This is a genomic window from Rheinheimera soli (genome assembly GCF_021290985.1).
In the GTDB taxonomy this organism is placed as follows: domain Bacteria; phylum Pseudomonadota; class Gammaproteobacteria; order Enterobacterales; family Alteromonadaceae; genus Pararheinheimera; species Pararheinheimera soli.
Window position 1 is genome coordinate 24359 of record NZ_JAJOYU010000007.1, and the last position, 26407, is coordinate 50765.

Here is a 26407-nt window from a genome sequence, read left to right on the forward strand (position 1 = left end):
TTTTAGAGCTTCCTTTCACCTGAACAGGCTAACTGCATGAAATTTTCACTGCTTATTTTATCCTTGCTGGTCTTTCCTTCATTGGCACAAGCCGAATCATTAAAACTAATGAGTTACAACATTCGTTGTGGTTTATGTGAAGCTGAAGGTACACCGCAGTATTGGCCTGAACGTAAGTTTTTACTGGCGCATTTAATTCAGACTCAACAGCCTGATTTAATTGGCTTGCAGGAAGCAGAATTGTTTCAGGTGCATGATTTAGTGGCTATGTTGCCGCAGTATCAATGGTTTGGTGAAGGCAGGGACGACGGCAAAACCAAAGGTGAAAGTACAGCTGTACTCTATCGCGAGGACAAGCTGCAGCTGTTGTCGGCTAAAACCTTATGGTTGTCAGAAACTCCAGAGCAAGTATCAAAAGGCTGGGATGCAAACCTGAACCGCACTTTTACCAAGACTCAGTTTAAAGAGTTAAAATCCGGCCAGAGTTTTTATTTTTTGAATACTCACTTTGACCATATGGGCCAGCAGGCTCAATTGCAAAGCGCCTTGTTACTGAAAGCCGAAGTGGAGCAATTACCCAAACAGAGCAAAGTATTGCTGACCGGCGACTTTAATGTGGAGCCTGGCAGCGAGCCATACAAGGCGTTAAGTCAAACCTTAAACGACAGTGCTTTAGTGGCTAAACAACAGCTGTCGAAAAACACCGGTACTTTTAACGGTTTTGGCCGTGAGCCTACTAGCCCAAGCCAAACCATAGATTTTATTTTTGTAAGTTCCAACCTGCAGGTCACCAGTTATCAGGTGGATAACAGAAGATACAACGGCTTGTATCCTTCTGATCATGAAGCGCTGGTGGCGATCATTGATTTAAAAGGGTCATTGTAAAGCGCAACAGGATGGCTGCAGATATGGGCCTAAGTATTGGCCTTAGTATTGAAAAATCAGCTTGTTTTCAGCGCAATAACTATGCTGGACAGGGTGGATCTGGCTATGTTAAAACAAATCAATGTTAACTAAATAAGCTAAAAATGAAACGGATTTCAATTTTTATTCTGGCTGTAGTGGCGTTACTCTTTTGGTACTTCAAGCCAATACCAGAGTTAACTTCTGATATTTCTGCATCTGCCAACATAGATCCCCAGCACAATCTTCAGCAACGAACGACCGATCAGAGCTTGCCTCTGCCAAAGCAAATTAAGCAGTGTTACGCAGAATCAACGCAAATCAGAACAACAATCTCGGATTTTGAACAACAGGTAAAAAAAGAGCTCGTTGCCGCCTTAGAACAGGGTCAGCTGATCGAAGCATTACTGAGTTATGACAGCCAGAATAGCCTGAACAATTACCAATATAGGTCCATGGTGTTTGAAGCCGCAGCTCATTATGCTGGAAAAGAACTTCAGGTGGCGCAGCCGGAGCACGCAGAGCAACACCTTGAACAATTCAATGAGCTTGAAGAGTTAGATAAAAAGGAAATTGCTGAGGCTTCGGTGCAGCAAGAAACTTTTCAGCTTTTTTATCCTATAGCCCCACTGAGGATCCACGGAAGTTTTGTTTTTTCTTATTCTTTGTTGTTGCTGCATGTTGCATTGGAATTGCCTGAAGCAGAGTTTGCTGAACTCATTCAGGGGAAAAAGTTTTATCCTCACGAAATTGCTCATGCGATAGACGTTGGGCTGCCAGCCGGGCATATAGCTTTGTTAATCCGCAACAGCATTACACTGCAAGGAGTACCTGCTTTTTACACCCTTACCAGCTCCCCATTTGGTGCATTGAACCTGGCGGATGTAGCTGCGGCCAGATGGCGCACTGACGTGCTGAAGCTGTTGAAAGAACAGAATATAAAACCCAGCAGCATAGAAGGTATGGTGACAGGACTGGATTATGCTTTGTTTGGTAGTCCTGCAACTGTGGGCACTGATACTCAGGTGCAGGTGGTGCAATACCTGATTGCTGAAGGTTATAAAACCCATCTGCAACCAGTAGAAGAGGATTTCTATGAGGTTAACAGCGAATTTTTATCAAGCCGAAACCTTCAGGATCCAGAACTTCTGGCACTGATAAAAAATCAGTTAATCAGCCCCTCACCCTATGAAAAAACTCAGCCACCTGAAGCATTAAATGTGTTGTTTCGCAGCATCAGTGAGCAGGGAGAACTGCTCACTGTAAAACGACAAGAATGTGATCAATTAGAACATCAGCGGAAGAAGCATGCTGAGTTGTTGTCCCGCGATGAAATCTCCAGTTTAATCAGAACTTCATCCTCAGAGCCAGAAGGGAAAGTCTCGCTGGCAGAACTGCATCAGCTTGACCCTGCCCTGGTGGATCGGTATCTGACGTCTTTTCTCAATACAAACATGCTTCGTCAGGACGTTGAGCAGAGCCTGATCACATTAGCCGGAGACGGCTATGCGCTGCAGGAGTTTACTGCCCGAACAGCACTAAATGCTGCTGAGACTGCTGTACTGCTAAATATACTCAGCAGTAATTTAGCTCTGCTTCCTGCCTGGCAATTCAGGAAAGACCCTGTTGCTCCAATGAATTTGATGGCGTTTTACAGCAAACCAGCAGAGTTTTGGTTGCAACTTCGGGAATCAAAATTTGATCTCCATCTGCTGGATAGTCAGGATCAGAATTTATATCGTATGGCATTTTCAAGCTCTGTCGAAGCGGTAGAGCTATTGATAGAACAAGGCGTTGATCCTTTGCGTCCGCAACTTGGTTCGGATGCTTTGGATTATGTACTGGATCACAGTTATATCAACGCCACTTTGCATCCTTTGTTGCCTAAGATCCTTCACTTTGTGCAACAGCCTGAACCCAGCCACTTAGCCAGAATGAAGCGGCTGCAAAAGTTTCAGCCAGAGATGTATCAACACATTATTCGGCTAAAGCCCGAGTTAATACCAGAGGACAGTCAACAAATGAACAAGGTATTAAGCAGTCCACGACTGTCTGGCCCAGAGTAGTTTTATTTAAATAAAAAGGAAGTTGTAGTGAAGACATCGATGTTGTTCATTTTATTGAGCCTAGGGGTTCATCTGCCTGCTTTGGCTGAAGCAACAAGTACAGCGCCAAAGGCAAAAGCTCCGGCCCAAACCGAGCTCTTTAGCACTGCGCCCAGTCTGCAAAAAAGCCGTAGCTGTTTTAGCGGGCCTTTTCAAAGTTACGATAGCTATATTGCTTTTCGGCTCAAAATGGCAAAAAACCGGCCAAACTTTTCCGAAGCCAAACTGCGGGCTCAACTGCCTCAGGCTGATTATGAAGGTTTCATACAGAAGCTGGATTGTCAGGAGTTTGTTTACAAAGTAGGGGATGTGCCCGTTATTGGTTTTATGATTAAACCTAAGCAGATCAGCGGTAAAGCTCCTGTGGTGATTTATAACAGAGGCGGTAATGCCGGTTATGGCCAGTTGGTATTTGGTTTTGTAATGCATGAACTGATGCCGATTGCTGAACAAGGTTTTGTCGTGATTGCCAGCAACTACAGAGGGCCACATAACTGGGGCAAACCAGCAGTCATGAATGCCGGAGCTGATGAGTTTGGTGGCGCTGAATTAGCGGACGTAAAAGCCTTGTTACCTATAATTCAGGGCATGAAACAGGCTGATGCCAGTCGTCTGGCGATGTGGGGCCATAGCAGAGGTGGCATGATGACCTATATGCTGGCCAAATCCATGCCTGAGCTGAAAACCATAGTAGTAGGAGCTGGTGCTACCGATTTAGCTAAAGAGCTGGAAATTCGTCCTGCGATGGAAAAAGTGTTTGAAGCACGGATCCCAAACTACAGCAGCAATAAAGCCGCAGCTTTAGCTGAGCGCTCAGTGTTGTTATGGCCTGAACAGTTACCGGCAGACTTGCCAATTTTGATTCAACACGGTGATCAGGATAAGCAGGTGTCGGTTCGAAATGCAGAACAATTAGCCTTAAAACTGAAGGAATTAAAGCACCCGCATCAACTGCTGATTTATCCGGGCGCTGACCATGGTTTTAACCCTGTGCGGGCCAAAGCGCAGCAGGATATGATCAACTGGCTTAAGCGGTATTTAGGCTAAGCTCTCTAGGGTAACTCTAAGGCAAAGGGGGAATTATGTTTAAAACTAGTGTATTGATACTGCTTGGTTTTTTATCTTTCTGCTCCTTTGCAGCAAAAGCGCAGCAACTTCAGATCCAGTTGCCTGATCAACAACAGCAATGGACGCTGGCGCAAATCAAACAAAAAGTGCCAGTACAACAGATCAAGCTATTTGACCCTGTCTACAACAGCGACAAAAGCTTTGAAGGCGTGTCTTTACTGCAACTGTTAAAGGCTGCAGGTTATAAGCAGGGTCAATCTGCCGATGAGGTGGTGCTGACCGCCTCTGATGGCTATGCGCCCAGCATGCCACTTGAGTATTTGCTGGACGACCAGGCTGTGCTGGTATTTGCCGAAACCGGTAAAAAAGATTTTGACTTTGCCCCAGTCGCCCAGGGTAAAGCTATGGTGTCGCCTGCGCCATTTTATCTGGTGTGGAAACAAGGCAAAGCAGTAGAAAAAACCAGACCCTGGCCTTATCAGTTGGTAAAGCTGGAGCTGATCAGTTTCCAGCAACAATACCCCAAGCTATACCCAACCAACGCAGCCCAAAACTCAGCGGCATATCAGGGCTTTTTGCTGTTTAAACAAAGCTGCATCAGCTGCCATTCCATCAACCTGCAAGGTGGCGAATTAGGCCCGGAGCTTAACGCGCCAAAAAACATCACCGAATACTGGACTGACGATCATTTAAAGGCCTTTATTCCGAACGCCTCGGGCTACAGATACAAAAGCAAAATGCCGACTTTTCCGCAGTTTAGCGCAGAGGATATCGACCACTTAGTGGCGTATTTAAAGCATATGAAGGATTATAAAATTCAGTTGCCTTAGTGGTGGGTAGTTAATGACTCGTTCAACTTTTATTAGCTCAAACCAACGGATAAATATCCAAGTGTCCAGCTTGAGTAAACTCAAGAACAACTAGCGTACTGCCTGTATAAATTTTGTCTGTCTCAAATTTACAGATTTCAGAAAAAATTGTTGAAATAGAGGTACGTCAGAGTTAGTTTGGTATGAGTAAAAATCAGAAAAGAAGGCAGAAAAATGCTCGACTTGCGGGTGGACTGCCTTTGAAAATGGATTGTTAAACCTTAAGGGATGTCATGCAGCAAGAACCTGAAATGCGAGATCTGTCTGAATTTCTGAATGAGTTCAACAAAGAAAGTGACAGAGGTGCAGCCCTAAATGCAGCTGCTGTTTTGGATGATTGGCTGGAAAATATTCTTAGGTCTTTCTTTGCTGATAACAAATCAGGAAAAGAGCTTATCAACGGGTTTAATGCGCCCCTTGGTACATTTGCAGCGAAAGCAGCTGCCGCTCATGCGCTCGGACTTTTGCAAGATAATGAATTTCAGGAAATTACTTTAATCCGAAAAATTAGAAACGAGTTCGGTCATAGCTGGAAAGGCGTCAGTTTTGAGTCAGAAAAAGTAGCGGGCCTGGTCAATCAGCTTCCTTGGTGCGGCCCAGTTGAGCTTGAGGAAGAATCAACGCCGAGGGCACGCTTTAATTTTTCCATTGCAATTTTATTAACAGATTTAATGTGGCGCGCCCGACTGGTCGCCAAAGAAAAGAGAGCTACTAAAACGTGGCCAAACAAATCAAGAGCTTAAGGCTTAACAAGGCCAGGCACGGCGACGGCTTTTCCGTTGCGGCTACGCCTCCACTACAAAGCCGCGCGTGCTGGCGGCGTTATGTTTTATAGAAAATATCAGCAGAAAGGAAAATGTAAATGACTAGGCCAACGAGACAGCCACGTGATGGAGTCGTCGCGAACCCAAATACGTTTCAAGTAGCTCGACAAAGTCTAGGAAACGATGTGCAACACTTCCAGACAGCTGCAAGAACGCCTTTTACGGCAGAAGCGCACGTTCCTGCAAAAGGTGGTCATGTTGGGGAGCCATGTATTTGGATAAAAAACGCAAATGGTAGCGTCGCATATATATTCGAAGGATGCTGGGGTCATGTCACAAACTACGCTGGCGTGTATATTGATGTATATACACCTGTATTGTAGAAACATAACAAAGCCAAGCGCAATCGTGCAATGTAAAAAACGCATTGCACTGGATACTTCCTGGACCTCGCTTCGCTCGGCCTGTGCTGCGAGCGTTAAATGTACCCAAGCATGAAGATCGCAGATATGAAACCCGCAGTAATAATGATATCGGTATGCGCACTGATCGGAGTGGCTATAGACTACTTCACTGGGTTTTATTGGTTAACTGTGATGCTGATCGCGATGATTGCAGCTTTGATCAATGGCTTGGTCATGTTTAACGAAGATCTAGAGCCGGATGGTTTTGATTATGAGGCAGGGGTTAGCGACACAGACCTTGCAAAATTGGAGCAGCGTAAGGCAAACCTGATTCAGATATCCATAATTATTGTTTTAGTTATAGGTGCTATATGGTCCCACATTTAACAAGCGCATGTTGTTCGCCCCTGCGGGGCTTGTTGCACCTTGCCCCAAAAGACTTCATTGATTTAGTTTCAATGCGTTTAATGAACGTAAAAACAGAAAAGAACAGAGAGAATAGCTAACAAATCTGGCTTAAATTTAACGGGGCAAGATTCAAGATCTGGCCCTGATAGGTTTGTACCAAGACTTTAAGCACTGAGTAAAGCCCAAGATTGTACCTCCACATAAATGTGAAATAACAAACTGAATTAAAAGGAAAAAAATAAGTGATGGATCGTATTTGTATGTTCGTTATTCCGCTGCTTTCCATGCTCACTATGAGCAGCAAAAGTTATAGCCAAGATGAGTTTCCAGCGCTCAAAGGCCCTTACCTGGGGCAAACCCCACCGGGTTTAACCGCCAAGCCCTTTGCACCCGGCATTGTGAATACAGAAGAATGGGGGGACGCTGGTGGTTTCTCTCCTGATATGAACGAGTTTTTTGTCACCAGATGGAAACACTCTCGTGACGCCAGAGAACCGGAACCCGTCATTTTTAGAAAGGTGGGCGATCAGTGGCATAAGATAGCTGTGCCGGCTGGAGAAAGCAGACCCTTTTACGCCCCAGACGGCAAAACCCTGCATTATGGTGCCAAATATAAAGAGCGCACAGCTGACGGTTGGTCAGAGCTGAAAAGCCTTGGCCCTGCCTTTGAAGCAATACGCATTATGAGTCTTTCAGTGTCAGCCAAAGGTACTTTAGTTCTGGACGAGAGAGGCAGTTCCGCCCTTGATGGAATTCTTCGGTACTCAAGGCTCGAGAGTGGCAAATGGCAAGATCCGAAGCCGCTTCCAAGGGAAATCAATACCGGCAAATGGAACGCCCATCCTTACATCGCCCCTGACGAGAGCTACCTGATGTGGGACGGTGAAAGAGAGAGCGGGTATGGCGATGCTGACCTCTATATCAGTTTCCGGCAGAAAGATGGCTCATGGGGTGAAGCTATTAATCTGGGGGACAAGGTAAATACAGACGCCGGAGAAGGGGGCCCACAGGTCACACCTGATGGAAAATATCTCTTGTTCAATAGAATGGTGCCAAATGCAAACGGCAAGGCGGGCTCTCAATCCGATTTATACTGGATTGATGCGCAGATCATCGAAGACCTCAAGCCCAAAGAATAATCCATCTAACAATCGCAGAAAGTGCGACGCCCCGGATGGCGCGCCTTCTGCGTACTTTAGTACCTCTGGGGTAGGTTCTTGTTTCTTGAACAAAGATTAATTCTGTATGTCGCACTAACTGATAGAACGAGCTGACCCTCACCACTAACTTCTAGCCACTAAAGTTCACCCTGCAGCAACTTAGTGCGAATTTCTGCTAACTCTGCCCGGCGGGCATCAGTAGTTTCTGGGTAAGCTAAATCCAGTCCGGCCAGAGTTTCGTTAATAATGCTCGAGATAATTAAGCGAGCATTTTTCTTGTCGTCGGCCGGTATCACATACCAGGGTGCAACTTTGGTGCTGGTATTGCTTAAACACTCGGCATAGGCACTCATGTAACTATCCCAGTGTTGGCGTTGTGCTGTGTCGGCTTCGGAGAACTTCCAGTTCTTGTTGGGCTTGTCGATGCGGTCGAGAAAACGGCGGCATTGTTCTTCTTTAGACAGGTGCAAAAAGAACTTGATGACTTTAGTGCCGTTGCGCACCAGATGTGCTTCAGAGCCAACAATAGAGCGGTAGCGATCACGCCAGAAAGGCCCGGAGTTAAGGTTTTTGTACGGCAGTTTTTGTGCCTCTAGTAGCTGGGGTTGCACCTTTACAATCAGTACTTCTTCGTAATAAGAACGGTTGAAAATACCTATTTGCCCACGCTCGGGCAGGGCACAGTGGCTGCGCCAGAGAAAATCATGATCCAGTTCGGTGGCACTTGGGTGTTTGAAACTGTGTACCCGGCAGCCTTGTGGGTTAATGCCCGACATTACATGGCGAATGGCGCCGTCTTTACCTGCAGCATCCATCGCCTGAAAGATAATCAGCAGAGAATAACTGTTGTCGGCATAAAATAATTCCTGAGCTTTTTTCAGCTTGTCGGTGCTGGCGCTCAGCTGTTTTTTATAATCTTTTGAGGAGCTATAGAAGGGTTCAGCCAGCGTGGCATGCTGGTGTAAATCCAGTTTAGTACCTGGGGCTACGGCATAATCGGCACTGCTGATCGTTGGCTTTTTTGTCATCTGTTATCACTCGCTTTAGGTGAATTTGGGTACTGTTCTGTATTCAGGGTTTTCGTCAGATCGGCCTCTGGGTCAGGTTTTGTAGCGCAGGTCATTTATGCCCTTCGCTTTTAGTGTCGATTGATCAGACCTATTTAGATAGCACCCAATGGTGATAACACATAGCAGCCGCTACTACCACCACATCTTTAAGCAGGTGACCAAAACCGCTACCTTAGAGGCTTGTGCATTACTAACGGGCTGGTTTGGTTATACCTGCTCAACGGCAACATGCACCAACCTCAGCTGAAATAAATTTATGCCATAGTTGAATTTTTATATTGCCACTTAAACGATTAAGTTGTAGTTTTAAAGCATAAATAAAGAGGAATAATCTGACATGCCAGATGACGTTGTCATTGTGCCCTGGGGAGGGTAAAGCGTGCCGGGTACCATCGAAGCCGACTACACTCAGCATTGAGCTGATTGGGACGGTATTTCCTGATAAAAATCAGCATCGATAAAATCGAATGCGTTATGACAGGGTAGACCCATGCAACAAGTTCAAACTTTAAATGCGAGTTCTCCACCTTCATCCACAGCACCGCTGTCGCCTAGCGCTTTTACGCAGGTGAAGTGGATGACTTGCCTGATGTTTTTTGTCTTTGCTATGACCACAGATGCAGTGGGCGTCATTATTCCGCAAGTGGTAGCACAGTTTCAGTTGAGCTTAACTGAAGCCGCCGCTTTTCATTATGTGCCTATGTTATTTATTGGTTTATCCGGTTTGTTTTTAGGCCGGTATGCCGACCGCTTTGGCCGCAAAAAGGTGATCCTTGCCGGTTTAGCGCTTTACGCTATAGCTTGTGTGGCTTTTATTTTTGGCGAAAGCTTTTTGTATTATCTGCTGCTGTTGGGTGTCAGTGGTTTAAGCATAGGTTTATTTAAAACCGGCGCTTTGGCTTTAGTAGGAGACGTTAGTCCTGATGCCAACAGTCACACCCGACTGATGAACCGAGTCGAAGGTTTTTTTGGCTTAGGTGCTATTTTTGGCCCTGCTTTGGTGGGTTTATTGATAGCGGCGTCGCTGGATTGGACTCAGCTTTATCTGCTGGCTGGGCTTATTTGTGCTCTGTTATTGGTGATGGCGTTACGGCTGGATTATCCGGCTTATCAGCCACAACAACAAAGTTCGGTCTGGCAAAGTCTGGCCTTGGTGAAAGATAAACATGCGCTGGGGTTTTCGCTGGCTATCGCTTGTTATGTGGCTACTGAAGTCGCTATTTTTGTTTGGTTGCCTACGTTATTACAAAGTTACGATGGCAACTTCACTGTGCTGGCCGCCCACGCCATTACAGTGTTTTTTATTCTGCGCACAGCAGGGCGTTTCCTGGCTGAGTGGTTGCTGCTGCGTTTTAACTGGACGGCGTTATTAGCCTGGTTTGGCAGCGCTATTTTTATCTGTTTTGCTTTGAGTATGTATTTTGGTGTCGCTGCCGCTTTATGGCTGATGCCGCTATCCGGGCTTTTTATGTCGATGATGTACCCAACGCTTAATTCCAAAGGCATCAGCTGTTTTCCACGCCAGCAGCACGGTGCAGCAGCTGGTTTAATTCTGGCCTTCACTGCTTTAGCTGCGGCTTTAGGGCCACTGCTGATGGGCTTAGTTGGCGATGCGCTGGGTGATGTACGTTATGGTTTTTATCTGGCGACAGGTTTTGCTTTGCTGCTAATGCTGGGGCTGTGGTGGAATCATTTTGTGCAACCTGCCGCCAGACGTCTAGCGCTTGGGCATGATTAAGTTTTAGCAGGTTTTGTAACAAAGGCAGCCTGGGCTGCCTTTGTTGTTTTAGCTTAGAGCGGGGCGGCTTTACAGTATTGGTCTATATACTGTTGGTGAGTCGGCAAAGACAAAGCCGCAGCCTGCATCGCCTGACTGAGTTTAGCTAAGCGCTCTGTGCCTTCAATGCTGCGATACGCCAGTACCGCATCGGTTTTTTGTGGCGTATTAAACTGGCCTAGATGCACAGCCAGCCAACTGGTGTTGCCAAATAAATCCATTTCGCCCGGTATTAAGCGGCCCTGACGTTTAAATTGTTCTATCCGGTAATGGAGTGAGTCTGGTACTGGCATGGTGGCACAATAACGCCACAACTCACTGTCATCTCGCTCTGTCAGTTTGTAATGCAGAATGATAAAGTCGCGGATATTTTCTATTTCGCGAATCGCTACTCTGTTGTATTCCTCTGTCAGCAAAGGATCAAAGTCTTTATCCGGAAACAGCGCTAGAAGCTTGGCTATACCGGCCTGAATTAAATGAATACTGGTGGATTCCAGCGGTTCTAAAAAGCCACTGGCAAGGCCTATAGCCACCACGTTTTTATTCCAGAACAAGTTCCGTCGTCCTGTAACAAACTGCAGCATTCGGGGTTCAGCCAAAGCCTTGGCTCCGAGGTTTTGCAGCAGAATATCCTGAGCTTGCTGCTCACTCATAAAGTGGTTACTGAATACATGGCCATTACCAGTGCGGTGTTGCAGCGGAATACGCCATTGCCAGCCAGCCGCATGAGCTGTGGATTTGGTGTATGGCGTAAAGTCGCCGCGTTCACTCGGTACAGCCCAGGCTCTGTTGCAGGGCAGCCAGTGTGACCAGTCCTGATAACCGGTTTTTAGCGTATCTTCAATTAATAAACCGCGAAAGCCGGAGCAGTCGATAAAAAGCTCACCTTCAATCAATTGACCGTTATCCAGCTGCACCGCTTCAATAAAACCAGAGACAGAGTTTTGTTTTACCGCGCTGATTTTGCCTTCGATGCGCAGCACCCCTTTGGCTTCGGAGTACTGGCGTAGATAGCTGGCATAAAGGCCGGCATCAAAATGATAGGCATAATCATGGGTTGACAATACATGGCGTGGATCTGTGACTGGGGGCGCAAAACGGCCCTGTTGTGCTACTACCCAGGCCATAGAATACTGATCAAAAGCTTCGGCTTTACCTTCAAGCTTTGCCTGTAACCAATGATGATGCAGGCTGACCAAATCAAACTGGCGGCCATAACTGCCAAAAGGGTGGAAATAACTATGGTTTTGCCGCCCCCAGTTGATGAACTGAATGCCCAGTTTAAAAGAGCCCTGAGTGGCGCGGATAAAGTCGTTTTCGTTGATGCCTAAGCTTTGGTTGAATAAGCGGATCGGCGGAATAGTAGCTTCGCCGACTCCTACTGTGCCTATCTGCTCAGATTCAATCAGCGTGATATCGCAGCCTTGTTGTAATGCATTGCTTAAAGCTGCAGCTGTCATCCAGCCTGCTGTGCCTCCGCCAACTATCACTATTTTTTTAATGCTGTTGTTTTCAGAATGGGTCATCCGGGCTCTCCGCTAATAAAAGGCTGAGGTTCAATATCAAAGGCCAGAGTTAAACGTTCACCCGACTCAAAAGGCACAGTGTTATGCCATAAGGTGGATGGAAATAACACCAGGGTACCAGGTTGTGGTTGATGCTGAAGTTGAGGATCTAATGGCAGCTGAAGCTCAGCAGGTGGCGCGCCAAATTGCAGCCAGCCTGCGGGCGCTTGCCCCAGTTGTTCTGCGGCGGGGATCTCAAGGTGCAAAGCTGCACTGATCCAGCCTGATGGATGGGTATGGCTGACATTAAAACCCTGAGTTTTTAATAAAGTGGACCAACCGCCGCTAAAACGACAGCGGCCTTGTAAAGCCCGGTCGCGTGTTCGGCCTAACAAAGGGTGTGTTGCTACTGTGTCTGGCAGTTGCTCTACGTAGCTTTGCACTGCGGCTTTTAGCTTTTGTTTTAACTGTTGCAGCGGTTGTTCATGGCGCAGCAGAATATTCTGATCGGTTTGGGTACCACCCCGTACGGATTGCTCAGCAAAGGGCGCTTTGGCTTTGTGTAAAGAACGCAAAACAGTGCATAACACAGTTAATTCACTGCTGCTTAACTGCAAATCAAAGGTTTTTACCAACATAGGCTCTGTGTCGAGCCACTTGGCTTTGCGATCTCCCAACATACGCCAAATTAAAGAGATGTAAGGCCAGAATACAGTGGCTGATGCAGTTTCAAGCCAGGGCAGGGCACTTTGTTCTGAAGCTTTTACATCGCCCTGACGCAGTTGAAATCGGGTTAACGCCATAGCCCGCACCGGATCTTGTACCTGACTTGTTTCTTTAAATAACAGCGCGGCTTTGCTGGTATCACCTGACTCTGCCGCTACAAAAAGCCGGGCTAAGGTTAGTTGCTTTTGCTTACCACACTGCTGTTCGGCTAACCCTAAAATCTGCTCACACTTTTGCCATTGTTTTAACTGGGCATAACAGCGAAACCAGTCCAGCCAGAGTGTCAGGTTTTGAGGTTGTTGTGTGCAGGCTTGCTGATAACTGTCGGTAAAATGAATGGCATCACCTGATGTAAAACGCATACTGCTTAATAACTTGTGACCATCCAACCACAGCGGATGGGCGGCCAGATTTTGTATTAAAAGTTGCTCCGCCAGTTGCTGTTCACCATCAGCGGCCAACGCTAATGCTAAACCACGGTAAGCATGTAAATCGCCAGGAGTCAGACTGGTCAGTTGATAAAAACTATCTACTGCGGAATAACCGGAAAAAAACTGGCTTTGCGCCAATGCCATCAGAGTTGATGCGTCGGAAGGCTGTAAAGCTGCTGCTTTGCTAAAGGCAAAAACAGCGTCTGCTTCATATTGTTCTTCATGCCAGGCAAAACCTGCTAATTTCCAGGCGATAAAATCGTCCGGCAACAGCTCCAGATGCTGACGCAGCAGCGGTATGGCCAGATCGGCCCTGCCTTGTTGCAGATGCTGTTGTGCCAGCTGAACTCTGGTCATGCAGTGTCCTTAAAGCAATTACATCACTACGCATGAAACGGAAAAAGCTGGTAAAGCAATCTGCACTTTACCAGCCTGTTTTTCGCTTTTGCCTGAATGACAGCTTAGAAAGTCACTGTCACTGAAGCTGTGGCTGTGCGGCCAATCACAGGAGAGCCTGAAATCACTGTGGGCGTCGCTGAAGCGTCTGCTAAACCGCCGCTGCCACGAATATCAAATTCATCGGTCAGGTTATATACCTGAAAGCCAAATTCCAGATTATCAGTTGGGCTGTATCTAAGACTACCACCTAAAGTGTAGTTACCCGGATATTCATTTCCAGCACCGTCAATAGCTGTTGTCTGGCCTGTAATATTTAAGCCCGTCACCCATTGATCATTAATATGATAGTTGGAGGATAGGGTATAAATTAAATCAGGAATACCGTCAGCGCGGGTCCAGTTGGTGGTTCCTGCCGACAGTTTTTCTGCGTCTGAATAAGTGGCATTACCCACCAGCGAGAAATCGCCAATGCGCACTGTACCGAGAATTTCAGCGCCCTGAGATTTGTATTCAGCGTCTATGACACAACCCCCAGCCGCACCATTACAAAGGGTCGCAGATAACTGATAGGTGCTTTGTTTAAAGTCACCTTTGAGTAGAGTCAGCTCAAAAGTGTAATAGCCATCCATCACTTCACCGCGGCGTTTTAACCCCAGCTCGTACTGATTAACAAAGTCGACGGCTGAGGTCTGGCCTTGCTGATTCAACGAACCATCGGCATTAATTTTGCCACTGACAGTCTGCCGGTCACCATTAAAACGGCCACCTTTGGAAGCTCGGGTAAAGAGGCTGGTATCTTCGTTGAGTTTATACAAGCCACCAACTGTCCATGAAGTGTAACTGACAGAGTAGTTCAGGTTTTCGCGGGCACCATTGGATATCAGGGTTGGAATAGCAACACCATCAACCACAGTGTTAAATACTTCTCCACCCGCAGCTGTCCAGCCTGAAGCGTCGACTGTATCGCGACGCACACTGGCATCCAGCGTATAAAGATCAGTGTCAAAATCCAGCGCCAGATAAGGGGCTGTATCTGTGTAGGCTAAGTCGTAATCACGGGCGTTGGCACTGCCCCAGTTGTCGTTAAAGCCTGCTATACCATTGGCAGTCAACTGATTGCCCGCGTCATCAAATAAATCCAGCATAGCCGGGTTATCGCCACTGAGTTCAGAATAAGTTCTGTTGGTATGCCAGTCGGCAGCTACATTCTGATTCATATAAAAATAACCAGCACGGGCGGTAAAGGTGTTATCACCTACAGCAAATTCTTTAGAGATGGCTAAATCGTTGACAAAGCTGCCGACATCACGAATGTTGGTGTTTACATTGGTGTTGTTGTTCAGATAAGCCGAATCGTATAGCTCACCTGCATTAGGGCCGTTGGCGAAACGAATACTATCGACTACTGCACCATTGACGGTAGAGCCTAAAACACTGGCTGTTGTGGCGGCATTAAAGAATGGCGAGGTGAAACCACCGCTCATATCAGTCCAGCGCATTTTGTTATCCAGTACTATTTCGTTTTTAAATTCGTAATGCAGTTCATTACCCAGTGAAAACGACTCTGTGGTAATGCCTGACATATCCACACGCTCTGTTACACCGTCACGGTTGACGATCAGGAATTCCTGATTGTGGATAGAGTAGTTCGATTGATTACGGCCATCAAAACCAGGGTAGGGGCGCAAATCCGTGAAGCTGTTGCCATCATAGTTGGCCAGAGCAGGAGCTCCTGTGTAATTTGGCTCCTGAGTGTCTGCAAATTTGACCAGTACACGGAAATAGCTGCTTTGGTCTTCAAAAAACTTAGTGACGTTGGCTTTTACCTGCGCACTTTCGCTGACATTAAAAGCTGCGTCCAGTGGGCCTTTGCCTTGTTTTACATAACCACCGACATGGAAATTCACACTGTCACTGGCTGCACCACCGTAACGGAAATCAACTTTTTTCTCGTCATGGCCTACGCCGGTATTCAGACGAAGCAAACCGCCGTCTGTGTCACCATAATTGCTGATGTAGTTGATAATGGCGCCTGGTGATTGAGAGGAAAAGGTTCCGGCTGTACCACCACGCACGCCTTCAACCCTATCGACACTTGAATCAAAGCGGGTCCAGTAGTCGTTATTACCAAACTGCAAATCACCAAACAGCACTGTAGGTAAACCATCTTCCTGAATTTGTACAAAAGGTGAACCACCAGTAGCTACCGGCAAGCCCCGCACCGCAATATTGGAGTTACCACCAGGACCGGCTGTACCTGCTACCTGAATACCAGGGATCATGCGGAATACTTCAGCTTCTGAGCTGGGCTGGAAATCTTTGATCATTTCCGCATCTACGCTGGTGACCGCAATAGCAGATTCAATCTGGGTTCGGCCCGGCACACTGCCTGTGACCACTATGGTTTCAAAGGCTTCGGTTTCAGCTTTTTCTGTGCTTTCAGCTTCTGTAGTTGCAGTGCTTTGTGCCCACAAAGGGCCTGATGCAATAAGGGTAGATGCGAATAATACCTGCCGTACTGCAATTGAAACTTTCTGTTGTTTGAACATTATGCTTGCCCCCTGTCGGGTTGTTACTTAATCGATTAAGTTATTTTTTTATAAAAAAGCAACTGCCAGCTTTTTTGCTATAGAGTCGCTTTTTTGAATCATGGGATGAAGTTTTTTAATTCATCTCTTAATCGTTTTACTTCCGAATTAAACTGATGTCAAGCCTGTCCATAAAATAATCAATGTTTAAGCCGGAGTTTGCTGCATAAAAATACCAGTGATGAAAGGCCGGGAATGAAACCCCCCGGCTTTGCTGGCAGCTTTTACAGCTTGTTGTATCAGGCTAAAAGCGTGCTGAGCGCACTAAAACCCTGACGAATGGTTTCTACTCTGTTGTCGGTTTGGTCGCGCTCAACAAAAGCGTGTTTTAAACCTGCCTGGTTAGCTTTAGCAAAAATAGGTTTGAAATCAATCACGCCTTTGCCTACATCAGCAAAACCACCGGCTTTGTCCATGTCTTTGACATGCCAGAGCGGGAAACGGCCTGGTTGTCTGGCGAATAAATCCAGAGGGTTCAGGCCAGCTTTCACCACCCAATATAAATCCAGCTCCATTTGCACCAGTTTGGCGTCTGTCTCATTCAGCAATACATCGTAGGGCACCTGATCAGACAGTTTAAAGAATTCAAAATCGTGATTGTGGTAAGTCAGCTGCATACCTGCGGCTTGAATACGTTCACCTGCTTTATTCAGAAAAGCGGCTAAGGCTTTGTATTGATCTAAAGTTTTACGTTGTTCATCTGTCAGGTAAGGCAATACTATAAATTTGTGACCCATGACCTGGGCTTGTTCTATCACCAAATCCAGATTTTGCTGCATTACTTCCAAAGGCACATGGCCTGATGGCGCGGTCAGGCCTTCATTGTCCATGATGTGTTTTATTTGCTTGGGTGTTTGATCAAAATACCCGGCAAACTCGAGCTGGGTATAACCCACACCTGCCACCAGTTTTAAGGTATCGGCCACACTTTGTGACATCAAATCGCGCAGTGTATAAAGCTGCAAGCCAGGTACTACTTTGGCTGGCGTAGTTGCAACTTTCGTTTCTGCTGAAAGCGGCAACGAGGCCAGGCTCAAACCTGCCACGCTCAATGCACTGAGTTTCAGAAATTTCCGTCTTTGCTGATCCAGCAGTTCTGGCTTTTGTTTGAAGATCGAATGGTCGTATGGCATGTGTAGCTCCTGCTCTGGTGGCGTCCGCCAGCCGGTTAGATAAGGTCAGCTGAACCCTGCCGGAGCAGGACCTGTGCTGGCACGTTGAATAAGGTCAAAAGGTAAAATGACTTTAGGTGCTTTACCCAAACGACCTTCGAGTAAATCTATTAATAAGCTGACTGCTGTGCTGCCAAATTCTTCAGCGGGCTGAGCTATGGTGGTCAGCGGTGGATCGGCAAAAGCGGCAAAAGAAATATCATCAAAACCAGCTACCGATATATCGCCAGGCACAGTAAAGCCTTTTTGTTTAATGCCTTGTATTGCCCCTATTGCCATTTCATCGTTTTCACAAAACATGGCAGTAGGTGGATTGGGTAAGTTCAGTAGTTCAGTGGCGGCTTTATGGCCGGATTGCAAAGTAAAGTCGCCTGGATAAAGCAGGCTTTCATCAAAAGTGACACCAGCTGCATCTAAAGCATCCCGATAACCAGCCACCCTGTCACGGGTCAGCGGGCTGCGTGGTGGGCCTTTGATCATGGCTATACGTTTGTGCCCCAGTTGCAGTAAATGTTCCGTCATTGCGCAGGCTGCAGCTCTGTTATCCAACAGCACAGTAGGGCAGGCGATACGGTCCAACACTTCACAGGCATTGACCATAGGCAATACAGTGCCGGTTTTCATTTCCAGTTGAGCAAAAGGATTATAAGCCCGCAGCTGAATTAAACCGTCCGCTTGTGAGGTATGCACCATACGGGCATAACTTTGTTCCATTTCCTCGTCAGCAAGCGTATTGCATAACAACAAGGAATAGCCTTTATCGTGGGCAGCCTGCTGCATACCGCTGATCACCCGGGCAAAAAACACGTTAGCAACAGTAGGCACCAATACCACTAGATTACGGGTTTTGCCTGAGCGAAACTTCACTGCCATCAGGTTAGGTTTGTAATCCAGCTGTTTGACTGCAGTCAGCACTTTGGTGCGGGTTTTTAATGACACCAAATCAGGCTGTTGCAAGGCTCTGGACACTGTGGCCACAGATACACCGGCTTGTTGTGCTACATCACGAATAGTGGACATGAATACTTTTCATCTTATGGGTTTGCTCCGGATTTTATCTGGATATTCAGTACTCTGCATCTGTTTAGCCAGCGAAACTTCAACGGCTGACTTTTCTATAATTGCTGATGTAACCGATATCATTTATAAAACACTTTATGGCAAAAGTGAAGACGATTTCGACAAATGCCTCTACCTGATTTAGTGCGAATGCTCTTATTTGGTGCGGCGTTTTTCTACTTTTGTCTAATTAAAGTGCATGATTTGCGACAAACAACGGATTTTCTATTGACGACACAAAATGTAATCCGTTACATTTTTTACAGCTTCGATTTTTGATCTACAGTCTGAACAGCGTATCAGGCTGTAAACCACAAGGAAAAACCATGAAAGCCCCAGGCAAGCAAAAAATCCGTATGGGTATGGTAGGAGGCGGAGAAGGCGCCTTTATTGGTGCTGTGCATCGCCATGCAGCGGCTTTAGATGGCCAGATTGAATTGGTATGTGGCGCTTTTAGCCGGGATGCCGGTAATAACCAACGTACAGGTGAAGAGCTGTGTATCAATCCAGACCGCCTTTACAGCGACTGGCAACAATTACTGAAGCAGGAAGCTGCATTGCCGGAAACTGAGCGTATGCAGTTATTGGTGATAGTCACGCCGAATCAATTGCATGTGCCCATCAGCCGTGCTGCTGTAGCAGCTGGTTTTCATGTGTTTTGTGAAAAACCAGCTGGTGTCACGCTAGCTGAAACTCAGCAACTGGCAGTGGATTTAATTTCCGGCAACAGCCTCTATGGTTTGGCTCACACTTACCTTGGTTATCCTATGGTGTGGCAAGCCAAAGAGCTGGTGCAAAACGGCACTTTAGGCACTATCCGTAAGATTTTCGTGGAATACCCACAAGGCTGGCTGACCGAGGATTTAGAAAGCAGCCAGAACAAACAAGCGAGCTGGCGTACTGATCCGGCTCAGGCCGGTGCCAGTGGTTGTATGGCTGATATTGGTACTCATGCTTTTGGTATGGCTGAATTTATCAGCGGCCAGCATATCACCGAACTTTGCGCCGAACTCACAAGCCATGTACCAGGCCGTCGTCTTGATGATGATGGTGCCGCTTTATTCCGCACTGACGGTGGTGCCAGTGGCGTATTGCTGGCCAGCCAAATTTGTGCCGGTGAAGAAAATGCACTGAAAATCCGTATTTATGGTGACAAAGGCGGGCTGGAATGGCATCAGATGGAACCTAACACGCTGATCATTAAACCTCACGGTGCTCCTGTTCAGGTATTGCGTGCCGGAGCTGGTCAGGCGGGTTTAGGTGCAGAAGCTTCACGCCGTTGTCGTTTACCTGCAGGTCATCCGGAGGGTTATCTGGAAGCTATGGGTAATTTATACCGTGATTTTGCTGCTGCTATTCGTGCCGGCGAACGTGGTACTCCAACTGGTGTACCAGGCATTAAAGCCGGTATGCGTGGTATGGCTTTTATTGAAACTGTTAGCAGCAGTCAGCACAGCAATGAAAAATGGCTGTCTTTGCCTGTCATCGACTAGGCAGATTTTCACTCACAAAGCAGAGTTCAGTTTTTGATTTGCCAGAGCGCTGGCCCAAGGAATACGAATGAATAAGATGAAAGGTCCGGCCATATTTTTGGCTCAGTTTATGGGCGACGAAGCGCCGTTTAATCATGTGGTTAGCATGGCAAAATGGGCGGCAGATCTCGGCTACAAGGGCATTCAGGTGCCGACTAATAATCCGGCCTTTTTTGATTTGGAGTTAGCGGCCAGCAGTCAGGCCTATTGTGATGATATTCAGGCTCAGTGCCGCGCCGCAGGTGTTGAAATCACAGAGCTGTCGACTCATTTGCAGGGTCAGCTTGTTGCTGTGCATCCGGCTTATGATGAGTTATTTGATAACTTCGCACCAGAAGCGTTGCGTGGTAAACCAGCAGAGCGCACCGAATGGGCTGTCAAGCAGCTAAAACTGGCTGCCAAAGCCAGTCAGAATTTAGGCTTAAAAGCTCATGCTACTTTTTCCGGCGCTTTACTCTGGCATTTAGTTTACCCATGGCCACAACGTCCTGCGGGTTTGGTTGAGCAGGGTTTTGCTGAACTTGCTAAACGCTGGTTGCCCATTCTTGATGCGTTTGACGAAGCAGGTGTGGATGTTTGTTATGAAATTCACCCGGGCGAAGATTTACATGACGGCGCTACCTTTGAGCTATTTTTAGACGCCACTAACAACCATCCGCGCGCCAATATTCTGTTTGATCCAAGCCACTTTGTACTGCAACAACTGGATTATTTAGATTTTATCGACCGCTATCACAGCAGAATCAAAATGTACCATGTCAAAGATGCTGAGTTCCGTCCTAATGGTCGTAGCGGTGTGTATGGTGGCTATCAGGATTGGGTCAACAGACCAGGGCGCTTCCGTTCTTTAGGCGACGGTCAGGTAGATTTTAAGAGTATTTTCAGCAAGTTAACCCAATATGGTTTCGACGGTTGGGCCGTGCTGGAATGGGAATGTTGTTTAAAAGATTCAACCCAGGGCGCACGCGAAGGGGCTCCATTTATCGCGTCTCACCTGATTGAAAAAGCGGGCAGAGCCTTTGATGACTTTGCCGGAGCAAAAACAGACGAGGCGCGTAATCGCCGGATTTTGGGTTTAAAGCCGTAATCGCATAAAAAAATAACAAGCGCAGCTCTTACATAACGGGGAAGACAAAGATAATGAACAGCATAAAAATACGCTTATGCAGCATGATGTTTTTACAGTTTTTTATCTGGGGTGGCTGGTTTGTCACTTTAGGTACTTTTTTAAGCCAGAACCTGCAGGCCACTGGCCCACAAACAGGCATGGCTTTTTCAACTCAGTCCTGGGGCGCCATTATTGCGCCTTTTATAGTCGGCTTAATAGCAGACCGTTTTTTTAACGCTGAGCGTTTATTGGGTGTGCTGCATTTAGCTGGTGCTGTTTTACTGTACTTTATGTATCAGGCTAATGATTTCACAACCTTTTATCCGCTGGTTTTAGGCTACATGCTGGCTTATATGCCAACGCTGGCGCTGGTGAACTCGGTGTCTTTTGGTCAGTTAAAACAACCTGAACTGGAATTTGGTCAAATCCGCGTTTGGGGCACTATCGGCTGGATAGCTGCAGGTTTAGTTATTAGTTACGCTTTTGGCTGGGATGCTCAGCAAGCGATAGCGGATGGCGCTCTGAAAAACACCTTCCTGATGTGTGCTGTGGCTTCGTTAGCTTTAGGTTTATATAGTTTTACCTTACCTGCAACGCCACCAGCTGGCCGTGGTCAGCAACTGAAATTGGGTGAGCTGCTAGGGGTGGATGCTTTGGCCTTATTAAAAGATCGTAACTTCGCTTTGTTCTTTTTAGCTTCAGTGCTGATTTGTATTCCACTGGCCTTTTATTACCAGAATGCCAATCCTTTCCTGACCGGTATAGGCGTGGAAAATGCCACAGGAAAAATGACCTTAGGCCAGGTGTCTGAAGTGTTATTTATGCTGGCATTACCGCTGTTTCTTAATCGTTTTGGCATTCGCTGGACCTTATTAATCGGCATGGCCGCCTGGGTATTACGTTATGTATTGTTTGCTTATGGTGATGCCGGGCAGGGCTTATGGTTACTGGTGATTGGTATAGCTTTGCACGGTATTTGTTATGACTTCTTTTTTGTCTCTGGCCAGATTTATACCAACAGCAAAGCGGGCGTAAAAATCCGTAGTGCGGCTCAGGGCCTGATCACGCTGGCAACTTACGGTATAGGTATGTTGATAGGCTTTAGTGTTGCGGGCCAAATCACAGAGGCCTACAGCAGCGCTGAAGCGACAGACTGGACTTCTATCTGGTTATTCCCTGCAGGTTTTGCCGCTGTAGTGCTGGTGCTGTTTGCGTTGATCTTTAAAAATGAGCCACTGCAACAACAAGCAGAGGACAAACAGCCATGAGCCGTACTTTGCCCCGTCGTGAACTGTTAAAACAACTGGCAGCCGGGGCACTGGGTGTTTCGGTGCTGGGTTCTGGTTTAGTGTTCAGTAGCTCTGTATTAGCGGCTCCTGTGACTGGCGGTGCCCTGAAAGGCAATATCCGTCATTCAGTCAGCCGCTGGACTTATGGCGATTTATCCATTGAAGAACTTTGCCTGCTGGTGAAATCTCTAGGTTTTACCGCCATAGACTTAGTAGGGCCAGACGACTGGCCTGTATTAAAAAAGCACGGTGTCGACAGCTCTATGTGTAATGGCGCTGAGCTGAATCTGGAAGATGGCTGGTCTGATCCGAAGTTTCATCCAGAGCTGATAAAACGCTACTTAAAACACATAGATTTAGTGGCAGAGGCTGGCTATAAAAACCTGATTTGTTTTAGCGGTAATGCCCGTGGTATGGACAGAGAAACAGCCTTACAAAACGCAGTGAAAGGCTTAAAACAGATTTTACCTCAAGCAGAAAAGCGTGGTGTGGTGCTGCAAATGGAGCTGTTTAACAGCAAAGTGGATCACCCGGATTATCTGGCTGATAGTTCAGCCTGGGCTATTGAGCTTTGTAAGCGACTGAACTCGCAGAACTTTAAGCTGTTGTACGACATCTACCATATGCAAATTATGGAAGGTGACATTATCCGCACTATCAAAGATAACCATCAGTATTTTGGCCACTATCACACCGCTGGTGTGCCGGGCCGCCATGAAATTGATGACTCGCAGGAGCTGAACTATGTCGCTATAGCCAAAGCTATTCGTGATACAGGCTTTACCGGCTATCTGGCGCAGGAATTTGTACCAACACCAAAAACTAAAGAAGGCCGGGTGCAGTCATTGGCTCAGGCTATTCGTATTTGTGACGTATAAACCGGGACTAAGCAGCCTGACTGCTTAGCTATAAAAAAATGAAAACAGGACCTATACCCAACACGTTGAACGGAAAGGGTATAAGGCGCCGCCCAACAGGGGACAACAACAGATGACAGTTGCGCAGAATCATTACGACGCCATAGTGGTCGGTTCCGGCATCAGCGGTGGCTGGGCTGCCAAAGAGCTGACCGAAAAAGGCCTGAAAGTTCTCTTATTAGAACGTGGTCGTGACATTGAACATATCAAAGGCTATACCAATGCCTTTAAAGAAGCCTGGGACTTTCCACACCGCGACAGACCGACGGAAAAAATGAAGGAAATGCATCCGGTGTTAAAGCGGGATTACCCGCTGAATGAAAGCACTTATGGCATGTGGGCCAATGATCAGGACTCGCCTTATGTCGAGAAAAAACGCTTTGACTGGTTTCGTGGTTATCATATGGGGGGCCGCTCTTTGTTGTGGGGCCGTCAGAGTTATCGCTTAAACGAAGCTGATTTTGAAGCCAACTTAAAAGAAGGCATAGCGGTCGATTGGCCTATACGTTACGCCGATTTAGCGCCATGGTATGACTATGTAGAACGTTTTGCTGGCATCTCAGGTAACAGGGATGGTCTGGACGTATTACCTGACGGCCAGTACTTGCCTGCTTTTGATTTAAACGTGGTGGAGCAATCAGTTGCTGCTCGCCTGAAAAAATCTTTTGGTGGCAGCCGCCATCTGATCTGTGGCCGTACTGCGAATATTTCTCAGCCTAAACCTGAACAAAACCGCGTGAACTGCCAATACCGCAATAAATGCTGGTTAGGTTGTCCTTTTGGCGCTTATTTCAGTACTCAGTCTTCCACTTTGCCTGTGGCGATGAAAACCGGCAATTTAACAGTACGGCCTTTTTCTATTGTCACCCAGGTGTTGTACGACAAAGACAAAAAGCGCGCCCGTGGTGTGGAAGTGCTGGATAGCGAAACCATGCAGACCTACGAATTCACCAGCAAAATAGTATTCCTGAACGCTTCAGCTTTTAACTCGACCTGGGTGCTGATGAATTCAGCCACAGATATCTGGCAAGGTGGTTTGGGCAGCAGCAGTGGTGAGCTGGGCCATAACGTGATGGACCACCACTTAAATGCCGGTGCTTATGGTGAAGTAGAAGGCTTTGACGATAAATACTATTTTGGCCGTCGTCCAACAGGTTTTTATATTCCGCGCTTCCGTAACTGGGGAGGCGATAAACGTGATTACTTACGTGGTTTTGGTTATCAGGGCGCGGCCAGCCGTCAGGGTTGGCAGCGAAACGTCGCTGAGGTGGGCATAGGTGCTGATCTGAAAGACGCTTTAGCCGAACCTGGCAGCTGGACTATAGGTATGAGTGGTTTTGGTGAGATTTTACCGGATCACAGCAATAAAATTTCGTTAGACCGCACTGTCAAAGACAAATGGGGTTTACCAGTACTTGCGATGGACGCAGAGCTCAAAGCCAACGAAATCAAAATGCGCAAAGATATGATGCAGGATGGTATCGACATTCTTGAAGCAGGCGGCGCTAAAAATGTCCGTGGTTTTAACGAAGAATGTCATCCGGGTAAAGGTATTCACGAGATGGGCACTGCCCGTATGGGCCGCGATCCTAAAAGCTCAGTACTGAATGGCTTTAATCAGGTGTGGGATGCACCCAACGTCTTTATTACAGATGGCGCTGCTATGACGTCAGCTTCTTGTGTGAATCCGTCTTTAACCTATATGGCGTTGACTGCTCGTGCAGCTGCTTATGCAGTAGACGCACTGAAAAAGGGAGACCTGTAACATGGACAGACGTGATTTATTAAAAATGATTGCAGCCGCGACCGGTGTGGCTATGGTAGGTGGTGATTTATGGGCCGCCGACCTGAAATCAGCCGATGCGGGTAAGGCACTTTTTACTCAGTCTGATATTGCCTTTTTAGACGAAATTGCCGAAACCATTTTGCCAAAAACCAGCACTCCGGGAGCCAAAGATGCCGGCTGTGGCGCTGTGATGGCCGTAATGGTGGCGGATTGTTATGAGCTGAAGCACCAGACGGTGTTTTTTGAAGGCTTAAAAACCATTAAAGCTCTGGCCAAAAAACAATTTGGCAAAGACTTTATGCAACTGACAGCAGCGCAGAAACATGAATTGCTGTCGAAGCTGGATCAGGATGCTAAACAAGCTGCTGGCGGCCCGTTACCTCATTATTTTACCTTGCTAAAACAGCTGACTCTGATGGTGTTTTTTACCTCAAAACTGGGGGCTACTGAAGTGCTGCGTTATGTCGCAGTTCCTGGCCGTTACGATGGCAATCTGCCTTATAAAAAGGGCGATCGCGCCTGGGCGACCAACTAAGCAACAGATAAGGCGGGTCTCCGCTTTTTTGAGGTATGTATGATGAATTATGTATGGATTGGCGTTGCTTTGTCGTTAAGCACTGCTGCTATGGCTGCCACTGATATCAGCCAATTATCAGACGCAGAGCGCCATGCGTTAGCTGCTAAAACTGAAGTCTGGACTCCGGTGCCGCCTGTCGTCACTGCAGCACAAGGTCAGGCTCCTTCAGATGCTCTACAGCTTTTGGATAAAAACTTGTCGCAGTGGCAATCGGTAAAAACTGGTGCTGCAGCTCAGTGGACTATGACTGACGGTGTGTTAACGGTTAAACCCGGCACTGGCGATATCCGCAGTAAAGAGTCGTTTTGCGATATCCAATTGCATCTGGAATGGCGTGTTGGTAAAGATAGGATGGACAAAGAAGGTCAGCTGCGTAACAACAGCGGCATCTTTTTACAGGAAATGTACGAAATCCAGATCTTAGATTCGTATCAGAATGACACTTACCCTAATGGCCAGGCTGGTTCAGTCTATAAACAAACTATTCCGCTGGCGAACGCAACCCGTCCGACAGGGGAGTGGCAACACTACGGCATCATCTATAAAGCGCCGCGTTTTGAAGGTGAAAAGCGCTTATCGCCTGGTTATATCACAGTGCTGCATAATGGTGTTTTAGTGCAAAATCACACTGAAATTGCTGGTACCACTGAATGGATAGGGCCGCCTCAAGTCAAAGCACATGGCTGCTTACCACTGAAATTACAGGATCACGGCGACAGCGTCAGTTTCCGCAATATCTGGGTTCGTAAGCTGGATTAATACTGTCTTTATGGCAAAAAGGCTGGTGTTG

The 26407-nt window shown here is 47.0% G+C and carries 21 protein-coding genes; 15 read left to right on the forward strand and 6 right to left on the reverse strand.

Going from position 1 to position 26407, the window contains the following annotated elements:
• Positions 1-36 precede the first annotated feature (36 nt).
• From LSG37_RS06775 to LSG37_RS06805, 7 genes are all read left to right on the forward strand, one after another.
• The gene (locus LSG37_RS06775) at positions 37-885 is read left to right on the forward strand and encodes an endonuclease/exonuclease/phosphatase family protein (RefSeq protein ID WP_233079164.1); all 849 of its coding nucleotides are present in this window, start codon (positions 37-39) and stop codon (positions 883-885) included.
• A 143-nt stretch (positions 886-1028) separates the two neighbouring features.
• Positions 1029-2969: a hypothetical protein gene (locus LSG37_RS06780; protein ID WP_233079165.1), complete on the forward strand. Its 1941-nt coding sequence runs from the start codon at positions 1029-1031 to the stop codon at positions 2967-2969.
• A 27-nt stretch (positions 2970-2996) separates the two neighbouring features.
• A complete protein-coding gene (locus LSG37_RS06785) occupies positions 2997-4055 on the forward strand; it encodes an alpha/beta hydrolase family protein (RefSeq protein WP_233079166.1) in 1059 nt (352 codons plus the stop codon).
• Between the two features lie 35 nt (positions 4056-4090).
• Positions 4091-4906, forward strand: coding sequence for a c-type cytochrome (locus LSG37_RS06790; protein WP_233079167.1), 816 nt, complete (start codon positions 4091-4093; stop codon positions 4904-4906).
• Positions 4907-5178: 272 nt separating this feature from the next.
• Positions 5179-5688 (forward strand): hypothetical protein, encoded by a 510-nt coding sequence (locus LSG37_RS06795; protein WP_233079168.1) that lies wholly within the window; start codon positions 5179-5181, stop codon positions 5686-5688.
• 515 nt (positions 5689-6203) lie between these two features.
• A complete protein-coding gene (locus LSG37_RS06800) occupies positions 6204-6500 on the forward strand; it encodes a hypothetical protein (protein WP_233079169.1) in 297 nt (98 codons plus the stop codon).
• Positions 6501-6766: 266 nt separating this feature from the next.
• Complete coding sequence (locus LSG37_RS06805; protein ID WP_233079273.1) at positions 6767-7660, forward strand: TolB-like translocation protein; 894 nt, start codon at positions 6767-6769, stop codon at positions 7658-7660.
• Positions 7661-7818: 158 nt separating this feature from the next.
• Here LSG37_RS06805 and LSG37_RS06810 read toward each other — a convergent pair whose 3' ends face one another.
• A complete protein-coding gene (locus LSG37_RS06810) occupies positions 7819-8709 on the reverse strand; it encodes an ADP-polyphosphate phosphotransferase (RefSeq protein ID WP_233079170.1) in 891 nt (296 codons plus the stop codon).
• Between the two features lie 532 nt (positions 8710-9241).
• Here LSG37_RS06810 and LSG37_RS06815 point away from each other — a divergent pair.
• Positions 9242-10489, forward strand: coding sequence for an MFS transporter (locus LSG37_RS06815; RefSeq protein ID WP_233079171.1), 1248 nt, complete (start codon positions 9242-9244; stop codon positions 10487-10489).
• A gap of 53 nt (positions 10490-10542) precedes the next feature.
• On the opposite strand, the gene LSG37_RS06820 is transcribed toward LSG37_RS06815, so the two are convergent.
• The 5 genes from LSG37_RS06820 to LSG37_RS06840 all read right to left on the reverse strand — a co-directional run bounded on the left by LSG37_RS06820 (position 10543) and on the right by LSG37_RS06840 (position 18369).
• Positions 10543-12054 carry a tryptophan halogenase family protein gene (locus tag LSG37_RS06820; RefSeq protein WP_233079172.1) on the reverse strand — a complete coding sequence of 504 codons (1512 nt, stop codon included), beginning with the start codon at positions 12052-12054 and terminating at the stop codon, positions 10543-10545.
• Positions 12051-13547 carry a 2OG-Fe(II) oxygenase family protein gene (locus LSG37_RS06825; RefSeq protein WP_233079173.1) on the reverse strand — a complete coding sequence of 499 codons (1497 nt, stop codon included), beginning with the start codon at positions 13545-13547 and terminating at the stop codon, positions 12051-12053. The genes LSG37_RS06820 and LSG37_RS06825 overlap by 4 nt, the downstream gene beginning before the upstream one ends.
• A 104-nt stretch (positions 13548-13651) precedes the next feature.
• On the reverse strand, positions 13652-16138 hold the full coding sequence (locus tag LSG37_RS06830) for a TonB-dependent receptor domain-containing protein (protein ID WP_233079174.1): 2487 nt from the start codon (positions 16136-16138) through the stop codon (positions 13652-13654).
• A gap of 278 nt (positions 16139-16416) precedes the next feature.
• A complete protein-coding gene (locus LSG37_RS06835; RefSeq protein WP_233079175.1) occupies positions 16417-17310 on the reverse strand; it encodes a sugar phosphate isomerase/epimerase family protein in 894 nt (297 codons plus the stop codon).
• 45 nt (positions 17311-17355) lie between these two features.
• Entirely contained in the window at positions 17356-18369 is a 1014-nt protein-coding gene (locus tag LSG37_RS06840; RefSeq protein WP_233079176.1) for a LacI family DNA-binding transcriptional regulator, read from the reverse strand.
• 365 nt (positions 18370-18734) lie between these two features.
• Between LSG37_RS06840 and LSG37_RS06845 the strand changes: the two genes are divergently transcribed.
• The 7 genes from LSG37_RS06845 (at position 18735) to LSG37_RS06875 (ending at position 26376) form a co-directional block, all read left to right on the forward strand.
• Positions 18735-19901 carry a Gfo/Idh/MocA family protein gene (locus LSG37_RS06845; protein ID WP_233079177.1) on the forward strand — a complete coding sequence of 389 codons (1167 nt, stop codon included), beginning with the start codon at positions 18735-18737 and terminating at the stop codon, positions 19899-19901.
• Between the two features lie 67 nt (positions 19902-19968).
• On the forward strand, positions 19969-21027 hold the full coding sequence (locus LSG37_RS06850) for a sugar phosphate isomerase/epimerase family protein (protein WP_233079178.1): 1059 nt from the start codon (positions 19969-19971) through the stop codon (positions 21025-21027).
• Positions 21028-21080: 53 nt separating this feature from the next.
• The gene (locus LSG37_RS06855) at positions 21081-22316 is read left to right on the forward strand and encodes a nucleoside permease (protein ID WP_233079179.1); all 1236 of its coding nucleotides are present in this window, start codon (positions 21081-21083) and stop codon (positions 22314-22316) included.
• A complete protein-coding gene (locus LSG37_RS06860; protein WP_233079180.1) occupies positions 22313-23215 on the forward strand; it encodes a hydroxypyruvate isomerase family protein in 903 nt (300 codons plus the stop codon). Before LSG37_RS06855 ends, LSG37_RS06860 begins: the two co-directional genes overlap by 4 nt.
• A gap of 112 nt (positions 23216-23327) precedes the next feature.
• A complete protein-coding gene (locus tag LSG37_RS06865) occupies positions 23328-25019 on the forward strand; it encodes a GMC oxidoreductase (RefSeq protein WP_233079181.1) in 1692 nt (563 codons plus the stop codon).
• Between the two features lies 1 nt (position 25020).
• On the forward strand, positions 25021-25575 hold the full coding sequence (locus LSG37_RS06870; protein WP_233079182.1) for a gluconate 2-dehydrogenase subunit 3 family protein: 555 nt from the start codon (positions 25021-25023) through the stop codon (positions 25573-25575).
• Positions 25576-25617: 42 nt separating this feature from the next.
• On the forward strand, positions 25618-26376 hold the full coding sequence (locus LSG37_RS06875) for a 3-keto-disaccharide hydrolase (protein ID WP_233079183.1): 759 nt from the start codon (positions 25618-25620) through the stop codon (positions 26374-26376).
• Positions 26377-26407 lie beyond the last annotated feature (31 nt).